This window comes from Streptomyces sp. 2A115, assembly GCF_052245575.1.
Classification (GTDB): Bacteria; Actinomycetota; Actinomycetes; order Streptomycetales; family Streptomycetaceae; genus Streptomyces.
The window spans coordinates 17,515-30,871 of the sequence record NZ_JBQQCG010000009.1 but is presented as its reverse complement, the minus strand read 5'-3'; the positions used below and the strand labels follow the sequence as shown (position 1 = coordinate 30,871).

Sequence of the window (13,357 nt, the reverse complement as noted above, 5' to 3'; positions counted from 1 at the left end):
CTCGTACAACGAGCCGTACTCACACGGCGAGGAGTTTCCTCACCCGCTCCTGTCCCACCGCGAGGAGCAGCGTGGGCAGCCGGGGCCCGGTGTCGCGCCCGACGAGCAGGTGGTAGAGCAGCGCGAAGAACGTGCGCTGGGCGACCTTGATCTCCGCCGGCAGTTCCTTGGGCGTGGCGTCGGCGGGGAAGCCGGCCTGGACCTTGGGAACGCCGTAGACGAGGTGGGTGAGCCCGTCCAGGGACCAGTGCGAGTCGAGCCCGTCCAGCAGCAGCCGCAACGACTCGCGCCCCTGGTCGTCGAGGGACTTGAGCAGCTCGACGTCGGCCTCCTCGCGGACGACGGTGCGCTGGTCGGCCGGGACCTGGGTGTTGATCCAGGCCTCGGCCTTGTCGAGCCGCGGGCGGACCTCGTCGAGCGAGGGGAGCGGGTTGGCGGGGTCGAGCTCGCTGAGGATGCGCAGGGTCTGGTCCTGGGCGCCGGCGGTGATGTCGGCGACGGATGCGAGCGTGCGGTACGCCATCGGGCGGGGGGTCTTCGGCAGCTCACCGGCGGCGGTGCCGACGGCGCGCGAGTAGGCGGCGACGTCCCCGGGGAGGGCGGACCCGTCGGTGACCTTCGCGGCCAGCTTGTCCCACTCGTCGTAGAGCCGCTGGATCTCCTGGTCGAAGGCGATCTTGAATGACTGGTTGGGCCGGCGGCGGGCGTAGAGCCAACGCAGGAGCTGCGGCTCCATGATCTTCAGCGCGTCGCCCGGAGTCGGCACCCCACCCCTGGAGGACGACATCTTCGCCATCCCGGAGATCCCCACGAAGGCGTACATGGGACCGATGGGCTGCTTGCCGTCGAAGACGCTCCCGACGATCTGTCCGCCGACCTGGAAGCTGGAGCCGGGAGACGAGTGGTCGACCCCACTCGGCTCGAAGACGACACCCTCGTACGCCCACCGCATCGGCCAGTCGACCTTCCACACCAGCTTGCCGCGGTTGAACTCGCTGAGCCGGACGGTCTCCGAGAAGCCGCACGCGGCGCAGGTGTACGTGAGCTCGGTGGTGTCGTCGTCGTACGCGGTGACGGTGGTGAGGTCCTTGCCGCAGCCGCCGCAGTAGGGCTTGTACGGGAAGTACCCGGCGGTGCCGGTGCCGTCGTCCTCGGCGGCCGCGCCCGAGCCTTCTGCGGCCTCCAGCTCGGCCTCGTCGACGGGCTTCTGCCCCTGCTGCTTCTTGGGCGGGGCCTTCTTGGTCCGGTACTGCTCGAGGATCGCGTCGATGTCCCCGCGGTGCTTCATGGCGTGCAGGACCTGCTCGCGGTACACACCGCTCGTGTACTGCTCGGTCTGGCTGATGCCGTCGAACTCGACGCCCAGCTCGGCGAGCGCGTCGATCATGGCGGCCTTGAAGTGCTCGGCCCAGTTCGGGTGCGGGGAGCCCTTCGGGGCCGGGACGGAGGTCAGGGGCCTGCCGATGTGCTCGGCCCAGGACTCGTCGACTCCGGCGACGCCGTTCGGCACCTTGCGGTACCTGTCGTAGTCGTCCCAGGAGATGAGGTGCCTGACCTGGTGGCCACGGCGCCGGATCTCGTCGGCGACGAGGTGCGGTGTCATGACCTCGCGCAGGTTCCCGAGGTGGATCGGCCCGGAGGGCGACAGCCCGGACGCGACGACGACAGGTTTGCCCGGGGCTCGGCGCTCCGACTCCTCGATGACCTCATCCGCGAAACGGGAGACCCAGTCGGTGGTCTCGGTGCTCTGAGCCACGATCGGCACGTCCTTCTTTCTCAATGATTCGTCATGAGCCGGCGGTACGGTTCGCACGGCTGACCGCCCCATTCTCCCAGCTCCGCCCGCATCCACGAAAACGGCTTTTCAACGCCCTCGGGATCTGGCTCTTCAAACGCCGGCGGGGCTGGATTTTCGAGGCCGGGCCGTCGCCAATCAGCCCGTCCGGCGCTTGGGGGCGAGGCCGTCCAGGCCGAAGGGGTCTCTGGGGCGTAGCTCCCAGAGATGGGAAGGGCAGGGGCGGCGGGGGCGAAAAACCCCTTTACCCACCGTGGGATACTGGCCATTCACCCGTACCCACGAGGAGAACGGCACCCACCCCATGGCCTCGGTCACGTCCCTCACCGCCACCGTCCACCAGCGCCTAGCGGCCGCGCTCACGGCAGCTCTGCCGGAGACCGCGGACGCGGACCCGCTGCTGCGACGCAGCGACCGGGCGGACTTCCAGGCCAACGGGATCCTCGCCCTGGCGAAGAAGGCGAAGGCCAACCCCCGTGATCTGGCGACGCAGGTCGTCGGCGGGATCGTCACGGGTGACGTGATCAAGGACATCGAGGTCTCAGGACCCGGGTTCCTGAACATCACGATCACGGACAAGGCGATCACGGAGAACCTGGCGTCCCGCGCCACGGATCCGGCGGGCCGCCTGGGCGTGCCGTTCACCGATCAGCCGGGCACGACGGTCGTCGACTACGCGCAGCCGAACGTGGCGAAGGAGATGCACGTAGGCCACCTCCGCTCCGCGGTGATCGGCGACGCGGTGGTCCAGATGCTGGAGTTCGTCGGCGAAACCGTCGTCAGGCGGCATCACATCGGCGACTGGGGCACCCAGTTCGGCATGCTCATCCAGTATCTGGACGAGCACCCGCACGAGCTGGACCACGAGGACGCCCAGGTGACGGGCGAGGAGGCGATGTCGAACCTCGACCGCCTCTACAAGGCGGCACGCGCGCACTTCGACTCCGACGAGGAGTTCAAGACGCGGGCGCGGCGCCGGGTGGTCGACCTTCAGGCGGGCGACCCGAAGACCCTCGCCGCGTGGCAGAAGTTCGTGGACGAGTCGAAGATCTACTTCTTCTCGGTCTTCGAGAAGCTGGACATGGAGATCCGGGACCCGGACATCGTCGGCGAGTCGGGTTACAACGACATGCTGGACGAGACGTGCCGGCTCCTGGAGGAGTCAGGGGTCGCGGTGCGCTCCGAGGGCGCCCTCTGCGTGTTCTTCGACGACATCAAGGGTCCGGACGGCAACCTGGTCCCGCTGATCGTGAAGAAGTCGGACGGCGGCTACGGCTACGCGGCGACGGACCTCTCGGCGATCAGGGACCGCGTCTTCAACCTGAAGGCGAGCAAGATCGTTTACGTGGTCGACGCCCGCCAGTCCCTGCACTTCAAGATGGTCTTCGAGACGGCGCGCAGGGCGGGCTGGCTGAATGGCGACACGAAGGCGGAGCAGTTGGCCTTCGGCACCGTGCTGGGCAAGGACGGCAAGCCGTTCAAGACCCGTGAGGGCGAGACGGTCCGGCTGGTCGACCTTCTCGACGAGGCGGTCGACCGCGCCTCCGCCGTCGTGCGGGAGAAGGCGCAGGACCTCTCGGAGGAGGAGATCGCCGAGCGGGGTGCCCAGGTCGGCATCGGCGCGGTGAAGTACGCGGACCTGTCGACGTCGGCGAACCGCGACTACAAGTTCGACCTGGACCAGATGGTGTCGCTCAACGGCGACACGTCGGTGTACCTCCAGTACGCGTACGCCCGTATCCAGTCGATCCTGCGCAAGGCCGGGGACGTACGCCCGGTCGCGCACCCGGAGCTGGAACTGGCCCCCGCTGAGCGGCAGTTGGGCCTGCATGCGGACCGGTTCGCGGAGACGGTGGCGGAGGCGGCCGAGGAGTACGCGCCGCACAAGCTGACCGCGTACCTCTACCAACTGGCCTCGCTCTACACGACGTTCTACGCCGAGTGCCCGGTCCTGAAGGCGGACACCCCGGCCCAGGTCGAGAACCGCCTCTTCCTCTGCGACATCACGGCCCGCACGCTCCACCAGGGCATGGCATTGCTGGGGATCAGGACGCCCGAGCGCCTCTGATCTCCGCGTTCGTTCCCAGGTGAGTTCCAGGACCGTTCCGTTCGCCGGTATGACAACCAGCGCCCCTTTATACCGTTCGGGTGAACCGCGTTGAAGGCGTACACGTCAGCGGTGCTCTCGGGATACAGGTGATGGGTCCCTCGTCCGACCTGGGATTCCGCGGGGCGGGCACCGCACCCGGGCCCGTCGCATACGCCTGCCCCTCCTCGCCCGCGACGTCCGGCACCTCACCCAGGGACCGGCGGAGCCACCTCTTCCGCCGGACCCGCCGGAGGCGCGGACACCGAGCGTGAGAGCCGTGGGCCGAGGTGTCCGACGTCACCCCGAAGTGTGCGATGCTGCGGGGCGCACACCCCAACTCCAGGGAAATCAGAGCCCTGTTGGACCGCACGCTGGGAGCGCAATGAGCACCGCACTGCCCTTCTCCGTCACCTCAGTCACCCGGACGGTGTTGACCAGTCATGCTGCCACTCGTTGAGACCGGCGAAGAGCTGGAGGAGGTCGTCCACGACGAGGCCTTGCTGAGGCCCGCCGTCGCGGACCTGTGCGAGCGCCTCGGACTGCACCCGAAGCCGTTGGTGCGCTTCTACGAAGGCTCACTGCCGGTGTACTCCGTCGGCGCCTCGAACGTGGTGAAGCTGTTCCCCGCCTTCGAGAAGGTGCAAGCCATGCGCGAGGAGCGGGTGCTGAGCCACCTGTACGGCAAACTGCCGGTTCCAACACCGCAGTTGTACTCGGCGGGCGCGTACAAGAACGGCTGGTACTTCGTCCACATGTCCCGACTGCCCGGCGAGAGCCTCGCGGGCGCGTGGCCGCGGATTCCGGCCGCGGAGCAGGACCGTATCGTCACGGAGGCCGGCGAGCTCCTCGCGGAGCTGCACTCGTTGGACCCGGCGCCGCTCGCGACCTCGCTCGGCCCGTCCGACTGGGGCATGTTCGTCGACATGCAGCGCGCGAACGCGGTGGCGCTGCAGCGTGAGGCGGGGCTGCCGGAGCCGTGGCTGGAGCAGATTCCGTGGTTCCTGGGGTCGGTGCCGCTGGCCGCGCCGCCGCGGCGCGTTCTGCTGCACACCGAGTTCCATCGCCAGCATCTGACCGTGGACCCGGACGGCTGGCGTCTGACGGGCCTGTTCGACTTCGAGCCGGCGATGATCGGCGACCCGGCGTACGACTTCGTGGGCGTGGGCCTGTACGTCTCCTGCGGGCAGCCCCAGCTGCTGAAGCGGTTCTACGAGGCGTACGGGCGCCCGCCGTTCGACCCGCACAAGCTCATGGCGTACACGCTGCTGCACGTCTACAGCAACCTGCCCGGGTACATGCGGGCGATGCCCAAGCCGCCGGAGCCGACGCTGGACGCGCTCGCGGAGACGTGGTTCGGCATGGGCTGAGGGGCCGCCGTACGAGTTGGCGGGCCGCCGCCCGGACTGACGCGAGCCGTTGGCCGCGGTTCGGTCGAGCGTGGCGCTGCGGCCGTCGCCGGTGGCCTCCGGGGCCGTTGTCAGTGGCGGGCCCTAAAGTCACGGGCATGGCGACTCTTCCGAACCAGCTGCCGACGCTGGCGGCCGATCCGACCGGCCGCTCGCTCGGTCTCCATCTCCCGCCCGGGACCCTGCTCTACACGACGGTCGACGGCCCGTGGCCCGAACCGCTGCTGTGGCGTGCCGACGCCCCGGCGGCCCCGGGCGACTGGCTGCGCCTGGCGTCGGCCCGCCGCGCGGCCGGTCTGCACCCGGTCCTGCTGGGCGGGGGCGAGGGCGGCGAATCCCACCCGGACAAGTGGGAGTTGGACCCGGACCTCGCGTCGTATCCGGGCGACCACGACGCCGAGGAGGTACTCGCGGAGTTCTGGGAGGAGTACGCGGCGGAGGCGGAGGACGCCGACTGGCCCGGCCTCGCCACGGCGGGCCCCCTCGAAGCCGACCCGGACGCGCGGGCGGCGGAGACGGCCGACTCCCTTGTCGACGGCTCGGGTTGGCTGAAGGAGCCGCGTCTCGCCCTCGTCCCGGCCCGCCGCAGCGCGGACATCCCGGCCGCCATCGGCTGGTGCGGTCCGGTCACCTACGCGAACGACGTGGCGGCCCTGTGCGCGGTCCTGCGTTCATGGGAGGACCGCTTCGGCATACGGGTCGTGGCGCTCACCTTCGACCGGCTGGTCGTCTCCGTGGCGGCCGCCCCGCCGGAGACCCTGGCCGAGGCCGAGGCGATCGCCGCCGAGCACTACGCGTTCTGCCCGGACAACATCGACCAGGGCAGCCACGACTCCCTGCGGGCGTACGCCGAGCACGAGGTACTCGGCGCACGCACCTGGTCGTTCCGGTGGGACTGAGTCGTCCGGTCGGGCTGCGAGTCATCCGGTAGGACTGAGTCAGGGGTTCGGGCCACGGTCCTCAGGCCTTGCGCCCGACCGCCCCGTACACGTTGATGTCGGCGTCCGTGACGTCGTTGATGTCCCGGTAGCGAATCTTCTCGATGTCGTCGAGGGTCTCGAAGTAGGCCGCGTCGACGGCCTCGGGGGCGGGCGCCGGACTCGGGAACCAGTGGTGGACGGGGACGACACCGGGCTCCTCCAGCTCGGTGCCGGGGGTCTCCGTGAAGAACCGCTCCACCTCCTCCTTGGACCGCAGTACGAAGGTGAACCCGCGCTCGGTGTACGTCCGCTGGACCGCGCGGATGTTCTCGGCGTTGAGGTCCTCGGTGATGTGGCTGATCACGAGGTGGCTGCCGGACGGCAGCGCGTCCATCAGGTCGCGCACGATCGGGTAGGCGTCCTCGTCCTCGACGAAGTGCAGGAGGGCCACGAGGACGAGCGCCATCGGCTCGTCGAAGTCGAGGGTCTTCCTGGCCTGTTCGAGGATCTGGTCGGGGTTGCGCAGGTCGGCGTCGATGTAGTCGGTACGGCCCTCGGGACCGCTGGTCAGCAGGGCGCGCGCGTGCGCGAGCACCACCGGGTCGTGATCGACGTACACGACCCGCGACTCGGGGATGATCCGCTGGGCGATCTGGTGGACGTTGTCCGCGGTCGGCAGCCCGGTGCCGATGTCGAGGAACTGCCGGATGCCGTGCTCCGTCGCCAGCCGGGTCACGGCCCGGCGCATGAAGTCACGGTTGTGCCGGACGTCGAGGTAGCCGCGCGGGTTGGCCGCGAGCGCCGCGGCGGCCGCGGCGCGGTCCGTCGGGTAGTTGTCCTTGCCCCCGAGGAAGACGTCGTAGACGCGGGCCGGGTGCGCCTTGGTGGTGTCGATCCTCCTTCTCAGCTCGGCGGGGTCCTGGCTGAGAGCATCACCGGGCATAAGGCCTCTCCCTGGAGAGTCGCGTGATTCAACGGGCAACAACCTAACTCTCAGGGCGACTTGTTGGTGCCCTCAGGGTGAGATCCAGAGATCCGGCCATCCCGGCATCAGCCGGGAATGTCGGGCTCGTGCTCGTTCCGGCTCCATTCGGAGTCACCGAGCGGATAGTGGTACGCGGGCCGCCCCACGTTCCCGCTCGTCCGGAAGGGCTTGCCCCTGTCGTCGACTCGTACCGTGCCGCTCTCGCTGCCGCTGGACCAGTCCAGCTCCAGGTACCAGCTCACGTAGTGCGCCCGCGCGTCCGCGAAGATGTAGAAGACCTCGGGATCGGACTCGCTCACCTTGTAGGGGAAGTCCCGCTGCCCGGCCTTGGGCGAGGTCTCGGGCCGCCCGGCATCGAGGTTCACGCCGAACGACGCCGTCTCCACGCCGCCTCCGCACCCGACGCCCATCGCGAAGTCGTTCCAGGCGAGCGGCGCGCTCTTCTCCACCACCCGCACATGCAGCTCGTCCAGTACGACGGTGGCCTTCCCCGTGCCCTGCACGGTCAACGCGAGCATCTGCTGCCCACCGGCCACCGCACCGAGCGCGGTCACCCACCCACGCGCGTCGGCCTCACTCGGCGGCGGAACCACCTGCTCGGCCTCCCGGTCGACCAGGTAGTGCTGGCTGCAGGGCCCTTCCCAGTCGTACGGATTGACGGCGACCCTGGGCGCACCGGCACCGTTCTCGGCCCCGCCCCCGCCGTCCTGAGCCGCCCCGGCCCCGGCCCCGCCACTCCGCGAGGCGGAGGCGGAGGCGGAAGCCGCGGGACTGTCACGGCGCGAGGCGGAGGGCGAAGCCGACTTCTTCCCCTTCGCGCCCTCCCCGTCGGCGGAATCACCGTCCCCGGAACCGCTGTCGGCGGACTCGGCGGCGGCCCCCACCGACTGCTTCTTGCCCTGATCGTCCTCGCCGCCGCCGGGCACGAGGTTCACGAGGAGCGCGGCCGACACGACAGCGGCGGCCACGGCGACACCGGCGAGGACGGCGGTACGCCGACGCCGCGCCACCGGAGCGTCCGACACCGCCGGAGCCCTCGGCAGGGAGGACCCACGCCCGCCTTCGGGAACGGCTCCGGACGCAGTCCCGGACTCGGGCCGGGGCCCGGAATCCGGCTCACTCCCGCCCGTCGACGCCGGCTCCTCCCCGGCAGGGGCCCCACCAGCAGAGCCCTCGCCCTCAACCGGCTTCTGCCCCCGCCGGGCGTCCGCCAGCACCCACCGCCGATGCAGCTCCACCAGCTCCTCGGGCGTCGCCCTGCACACCCGGGCGAACCGCTCCACGGGGGCGTAATCCGTCGGTACGGCATCCCCGTTGACGTACCGGTGAAGCGTCGACGCACTCATGTGGAGCCGCTTCCCCAGCACCCCGTAGCTGAGCCCGGACCGCTGCTTCAACTCCCCCAACAGCTCCGGGAACTCGTCCGCCGCCACCGTTCCTCCTCTCCTCACGTCCCAGACCCGCATTCCAGAGGGAGGTCATTCCCCCAGGTCAGAGCCGTTGCGGGCATTCCAGCGTCCCGGATGCCCCGGCAGTTGTGGCGGTCGGGACGGATCACCGCACAAGCTTGGGCCATCCAAGCACGCCGCTCCCGGCACCCGGTCGAGCGGTCTGCCTCAACGCCCGTTCCAAGCCAGGGGGATGACCCATGTCCGCACGTACCACTCGCACCGCCCGCACCCGTGTGCTCGCCGCCGCCGCGATCACGATCGCCACGCTGACACTGTCGGCGTGCAACAGCGGAGAAGGCGTCCGGGACGAGGGCGCGTCCTCCCCCGCCTCGTCCTCCCCCGCCGATTCCACGACGCCCACGGGCAAGCCGAGGGAAGGGTCGGCCGCGGGCGGACAGACCGACTCCGCGGGCTCCTCCTCGAACGGCTCGACAGGATCGGGCGGCACCGGCGGCACCGGCGGCTCGGGCGGTTCGACCGGATCGACCGGCTCCGGCGGCTCGACCGGCTCGACGGCCGGGGACAACGCATCCGCCACCCGCGTCCCCTGCTCCGGCTCCAACACCCGAACGACCGCCACAGAGGTCACCCGTCCCCTGAACCACCTCCTCCTCACCGTCACCAACACCGGCTCGAAGAACTGCGACCTCACCGGCTACCCCGCCGTCCGCTTCGGCGAGGCCCAGTCGGTCCCGCCGGCCTTCGAGGACTCCAAGCCGCAGGCGGTGGTCACGCTGGCGCCGGGCGAGTCCGGCTACGCGAGCGTGCTCCTGGCCTCGGCGGACGGCAGCGGTATCCACGGCTACACGGCCAAGTCCCTCGCGGTCGTCTTCGACAAGGGCGCGAACTCCCACCCGTCGCTCCCCGCGAAGGGCGTGTACGTCGACAGCAGCGTCAGCGTCTCGTACTGGCAGGCGTCCATGGCCGACGCCCTCGCCTACTGACCCACCTGGTGATCCACCTGATGACCTGCCGACTGCTCCACCTGCTCACTCACCAAAAGGTGAGCAGCTGAACAATTAGTCGGTACTTGTGGCGAGTTGGGCGCCCGACAAGCATGGTCGACATGGCAGCACACGACCTGACAGCGACCTCTGAGAAGGCGCCCGCAACCGTCCTCGGCCTGGGCCTCATGGGCACGGCCCTGGCCACCGCCCTCCTGAAGGCGGGTCACCCCACCACCATCTGGAACCGCACCACGTCGAAAACGGGCCCGCTGGCGGCCCAAGGCGCGGCCCCCGCCGACACCCCGGCCGAAGCCATCGCAGCAAGCCCCCTCACCCTCGTCTGCCTCACGACATACGACGACGTGACGGAACTCCTCCACCCGCACACCACCGCCCTCGCGGGCCGCACCCTGGTGAACGTCACCAACGGAACGCCGGTCCAGGCAAGGAAGTTCGCGGCCTGGGCGGAGGAACACGGCATCGCCTACATCGACGGCGGCATCATGGCCGTACCGCAGATGATCGCGACCCCGGCCGCCTTCATCCTCTACAGCGGCGACCAGCAGGCGTACGAGACGCATCGCCCGACCCTCGCCGCCCTGGGCGGCACCCGCTGGACGGGCACGGACCCGGGCCTGGCGGCGCTGTACGACCTGTCCCTGCTGACGGGCATGTACGGAATGGTGATGGGGGTGGCCCAGTCGTTCGCCCTGATCCGTTCCCAGGACATCAGCGCCCAGGAATTCGCCCCGCTGCTCTCCGACTGGCTGACGGCCATGACGAGCGGCCTGGTCCCCGGCACGGCCGAGGCCGTCGACACGGGCCGCCACCTGACCGACGTGTCCAGTCTGGCCGTCAACCAGGCGGCGTTCCCGAACCTCCTGGCCACCTTCGCCGACCAGGGCGTACGCGGCGAACTCTTCGACCCGATGCGACAGTTGCTGGACCGGGCGATCGCCGAGGGCCACTCGGCGGACGGCCTCTCCCGCCTGGTGGAGCTGCTCAGGGCCTGACGCCGACGAACTGACGCAGCTTCCACGCGGCCTCGGCTGAGTTCGGTGCGGTACAGCGCCCCGTAAGGGGCGCGGGGAACTGCGCGACCAGCCCCCACCGGCCCGCGCCCGCGGCGGAGCCGCATATCGACACCGCATCACCGCGCTTCCAGCGGAGCGCTCAGCGCAGCTTCCGCGCCACCTCGGTCGCCCAGTACGTGAGGATGTTCCGTGCCCCGGCCCGCTTGATCCCGGTCAGCGTCTCCAGGATCGCCTTGTCCCGATCGATCCAGCCCTTCTCGGCGGCCGCCTCGACCATCGAGTACTCACCGGAGATCTGGTAGGCGGCCACGGGGATGTCAACGGTGTCGGCGACCCTGGCCAGGACGTCCAGGTAGGGTCCGGCGGGCTTGACCATCACCATGTCGGCCCCTTCCTCCAGGTCGAGAGCCAGCTCCCGCATGGCGTCCCGGAAGTTCGCCGGATCCTGCTGATAGGTCTTCCGATCGCCCTTCAGCGACGAGGCGACGGCCTCCCGGAACGGCCCGTAGAAAGCGGACGAGTACTTCGCGGTGTACGCGAGGACGGCGACGTCCTCCCGCCCGATCTGATCGAGCGCGTCGCGAACGACCCCGATCTGACCGTCCATCATCCCGCTGGGCCCGAGCACATGAGCCCCGGCATCGGCCTGCACCTGAGCCATCTCGGCGTACCGCTCGAGCGTCGCGTCGTTGTCGACGCGCCCCTGTTCGTCGAGGACTCCGCAGTGCCCGTGATCGGTGGTCTCGTCGAGACACAGATCGGACATCACGAGCAGCTCGTCGCCGACTTCGGCCCGTACATCACGGATGGCGACCTGCAGGATCCCCTCAGGATCCGTCCCGGGCGTACCGACCGCGTCCTTCTTCGAGTCCTCCGGCACACCGAAGAGCATGATCCCGGAGATCCCGGCCTCGACCGCCTCCGCGGCCGCCTTCTTCAGGCTGTCGCGGGTGTGCTGGACGACGCCCGGCATGGCCGCGATCGGCACGGGTTCACTGACGCCCTCGCGTACGAAGGCCGGGAGGATGAAGTCCGCGGGGTGCAACCGGGTCTCGGCGACCATGCGCCGCATGGCGGGGGTGGTCCGCAACCGCCGCGGCCGGGTGCCGGGGAAGGATCCGTACTTCGTCATGACACCTACGCTACGCCCGCCCCAGGCCCCCCTTTGCCGACGCCGCGTCGGCGCGGAGGGGCTCCCGCATGCGACCCGAGGACCACGGGTCCAAGCTGGTGGAACAACCCCCGAACAAGGACCTCGACGGCCTTTCTTCGAACAGAACCGCCGCCGTCCCTCCGTCGCGCAACCCGCTCGCGCTCCAGGAGGATGCGATGACCACCACCCACCACCTCCCCGACCTCTTCGCCCTTTCCGAGATCCGCGGCCCGGTCCTGCGCCCCGGCGACGACGGCTACGCAGAGGAAGTGACCGGCTTCAACCTGGCCTGGCCGCACACCCCCGACCTGGTCATCGGGGCGACCGGCACCGACGACGTCGTGACCGCGATGCGCTGGGCGGCCGCCACCGGCACGCCCGTCTCCGTCCAGGCCACCGGCCATGGCGCGAACTTCCCCATCGACAGTGGCCTGCTGATCAGCACCGCCCGCATGACCGACGTACGGATCGATCCGGACGAGCGCACCGCGACGGTGGCCGCCGGAGCGAAGTGGCGGCACGTCCTGGAGGCGGCCGCACCGCACGGGCTCGCCGGGCTCAACGGCACGTCGACGGACACGGGCGTGGTCGGCTACACGCTGGGCGGCGGACTTCCGCTCCTGGGCCGGGCCTACGGCTACGCATCCGACCTCGTCCGCTCCTTCCAGGTCGTCACCTCCGACGGCACTCTGCGCGAGACGGACGCGAACCAGGAACCCGAGTTGTTCCGGGCGCTGCGCGGCGGCAAGGGCAACGTAGGTGTCGTGACCTCACTGGTCTGCGAGCTGCTGCCGCTGTCCCGCGTCCTCGGCGGCGCGATCTACTGCGCGGGCGAGGACGCGGAGCCCCTGCTGAGCGCCTACGCCGACTGGACACACACGGTGCCACCGCAGATGTGCACCGCGTTCACACTCCTGCGCCTGCCACCGCTCCCGCAGATCCCCGAACCGCTGCGCGGCGGCTTCTGGTCCCGGGTGGCGTTCGCCTGGACCGGCGACCCGGCGGAGGGCGAGGCCCTGATCGCGCCCATCCGCTCGGCGGTGCCGGTGGTCGTCGACACGGTGGCGGAGATGGACTACAGCGCCGTGGACACGATCTACGCGGAGCCGGAGGACCCGCTCGCCGGGCGAGAGTCGTGCGCCCTGCTGCGTGACCTGACTCCCGACGCCATACGGACTTTCCTGGACCAGGTCGGCCCGGCGGCCCCCGACTGCCCGCTCCTGATCGCCGGACTCCGTCACATGGGCGGCGCGCTGGCGCGGCCCGCCGCCGTCGAGGACGCGGTCTGCGCCCGCGACGCGGAGTACTTCCTGGAGACGGTCGCCGTCCTGACCGGCCCACAGGACGCCGAGCCGGTCGAGCGGGCAACGGCAGCGCTGCACGCCGCGATGGCGCCGTACGGCACCGGCCTGACCATGGTCAACATCCACGGCCGCCCGGGCGATGAGGCAGACCGCGCCCGAGCCTGGACCCCCGAGGTCTACACCCGCCTCCAGCACGCCAAGTCCACCTACGACCCGGCGGACCTCCTGCGCTTCGGTCACGCCGTGACTCCCGCGGCCACGTAGCCACGGGAG

Annotated in this window: 10 protein-coding genes; 6 read left to right on the top strand and 4 right to left on the bottom strand. The window is 70.2% G+C overall.

Annotated elements, in window-relative coordinates; all coding sequences use genetic code 11:
• Positions 1–19 precede the first annotated feature (19 nt).
• Entirely contained in the window at positions 20–1,765 is a 1,746-nt protein-coding gene (gene lysS, locus ACTWQR_RS10620) for a lysine--tRNA ligase (protein WP_443226713.1), read from the bottom strand.
• 334 nt (positions 1,766–2,099) lie between these two features.
• Here lysS and argS point away from each other — a divergent pair, with 334 nt between their 5' ends.
• The 3 genes from argS (at position 2,100) to ACTWQR_RS10605 (ending at position 6,189) form a co-directional block, all read left to right on the top strand.
• Positions 2,100–3,863: an arginine--tRNA ligase gene (argS, locus tag ACTWQR_RS10615; RefSeq protein WP_443226858.1), complete on the top strand. Its 1,764-nt coding sequence runs from the start codon at positions 2,100–2,102 to the stop codon at positions 3,861–3,863.
• 461 nt (positions 3,864–4,324) lie between these two features.
• Positions 4,325–5,251, top strand: a complete 927-nt coding sequence (locus ACTWQR_RS10610) for a phosphotransferase family protein (RefSeq protein ID WP_443226712.1) — start codon at positions 4,325–4,327, stop codon at positions 5,249–5,251.
• A gap of 137 nt (positions 5,252–5,388) precedes the next feature.
• Entirely contained in the window at positions 5,389–6,189 is an 801-nt protein-coding gene (locus ACTWQR_RS10605; protein WP_443226711.1) for a DUF4253 domain-containing protein, read from the top strand.
• A 61-nt stretch (positions 6,190–6,250) separates the two neighbouring features.
• Here ACTWQR_RS10605 and ACTWQR_RS10600 read toward each other — a convergent pair whose 3' ends face one another.
• Complete coding sequence (locus tag ACTWQR_RS10600) at positions 6,251–7,153, bottom strand: SAM-dependent methyltransferase (RefSeq protein WP_443226710.1); 903 nt, start codon at positions 7,151–7,153, stop codon at positions 6,251–6,253.
• Between the two features lie 107 nt (positions 7,154–7,260).
• Complete coding sequence (locus tag ACTWQR_RS10595; protein ID WP_443226709.1) at positions 7,261–8,628, bottom strand: helix-turn-helix domain-containing protein; 1,368 nt, start codon at positions 8,626–8,628, stop codon at positions 7,261–7,263.
• Positions 8,629–8,843: 215 nt separating this feature from the next.
• Here ACTWQR_RS10595 and ACTWQR_RS10590 point away from each other — a divergent pair, with 215 nt between their 5' ends.
• Positions 8,844–9,590 carry a DUF4232 domain-containing protein gene (locus ACTWQR_RS10590; RefSeq protein ID WP_443226708.1) on the top strand — a complete coding sequence of 249 codons (747 nt, stop codon included), beginning with the start codon at positions 8,844–8,846 and terminating at the stop codon, positions 9,588–9,590.
• Between the two features lie 122 nt (positions 9,591–9,712).
• A complete protein-coding gene (locus ACTWQR_RS10585; RefSeq protein ID WP_443226707.1) occupies positions 9,713–10,606 on the top strand; it encodes an NAD(P)-dependent oxidoreductase in 894 nt (297 codons plus the stop codon).
• A gap of 160 nt (positions 10,607–10,766) precedes the next feature.
• Here ACTWQR_RS10585 and hemB read toward each other — a convergent pair whose 3' ends face one another.
• The gene (gene hemB / locus ACTWQR_RS10580) at positions 10,767–11,759 is read right to left on the bottom strand and encodes a porphobilinogen synthase (RefSeq protein WP_443226706.1); all 993 of its coding nucleotides are present in this window, start codon (positions 11,757–11,759) and stop codon (positions 10,767–10,769) included.
• A gap of 68 nt (positions 11,760–11,827) precedes the next feature.
• Here hemB and ACTWQR_RS10575 point away from each other — a divergent pair, with 68 nt between their 5' ends.
• On the top strand, positions 11,828–13,348 hold the full coding sequence (locus ACTWQR_RS10575; RefSeq protein ID WP_443226705.1) for an FAD-binding oxidoreductase: 1,521 nt from the start codon (positions 11,828–11,830) through the stop codon (positions 13,346–13,348).
• The last annotated feature ends 9 nt before the right edge of the window (positions 13,349–13,357 follow it).

What these genes read in the sequence shown, in the direction of transcription:
- argS (WP_443226858.1), top strand. Translation starts at nt 2,100, where the DNA reads ATGGCCTCGGTCACGTCCCTCACCGCCACCGTCCACCAGCGCCTAGCG.
- ACTWQR_RS10610 (WP_443226712.1), top strand. Translation starts at nt 4,325, where the DNA reads ATGCTGCCACTCGTTGAGACCGGCGAAGAGCTGGAGGAGGTCGTCCAC.
- ACTWQR_RS10605 (WP_443226711.1), top strand. Translation starts at nt 5,389, where the DNA reads ATGGCGACTCTTCCGAACCAGCTGCCGACGCTGGCGGCCGATCCGACC.
- ACTWQR_RS10600 (WP_443226710.1), bottom strand. Translation starts at nt 7,153, where the DNA reads ATGCCCGGTGATGCTCTCAGCCAGGACCCCGCCGAGCTGAGAAGGAGG.
- ACTWQR_RS10590 (WP_443226708.1), top strand. Translation starts at nt 8,844, where the DNA reads ATGTCCGCACGTACCACTCGCACCGCCCGCACCCGTGTGCTCGCCGCC.
- ACTWQR_RS10585 (WP_443226707.1), top strand. Translation starts at nt 9,713, where the DNA reads ATGGCAGCACACGACCTGACAGCGACCTCTGAGAAGGCGCCCGCAACC.
- hemB (WP_443226706.1), bottom strand. Translation starts at nt 11,759, where the DNA reads ATGACGAAGTACGGATCCTTCCCCGGCACCCGGCCGCGGCGGTTGCGG.
- ACTWQR_RS10575 (WP_443226705.1), top strand. Translation starts at nt 11,828, where the DNA reads ATGCGACCCGAGGACCACGGGTCCAAGCTGGTGGAACAACCCCCGAAC.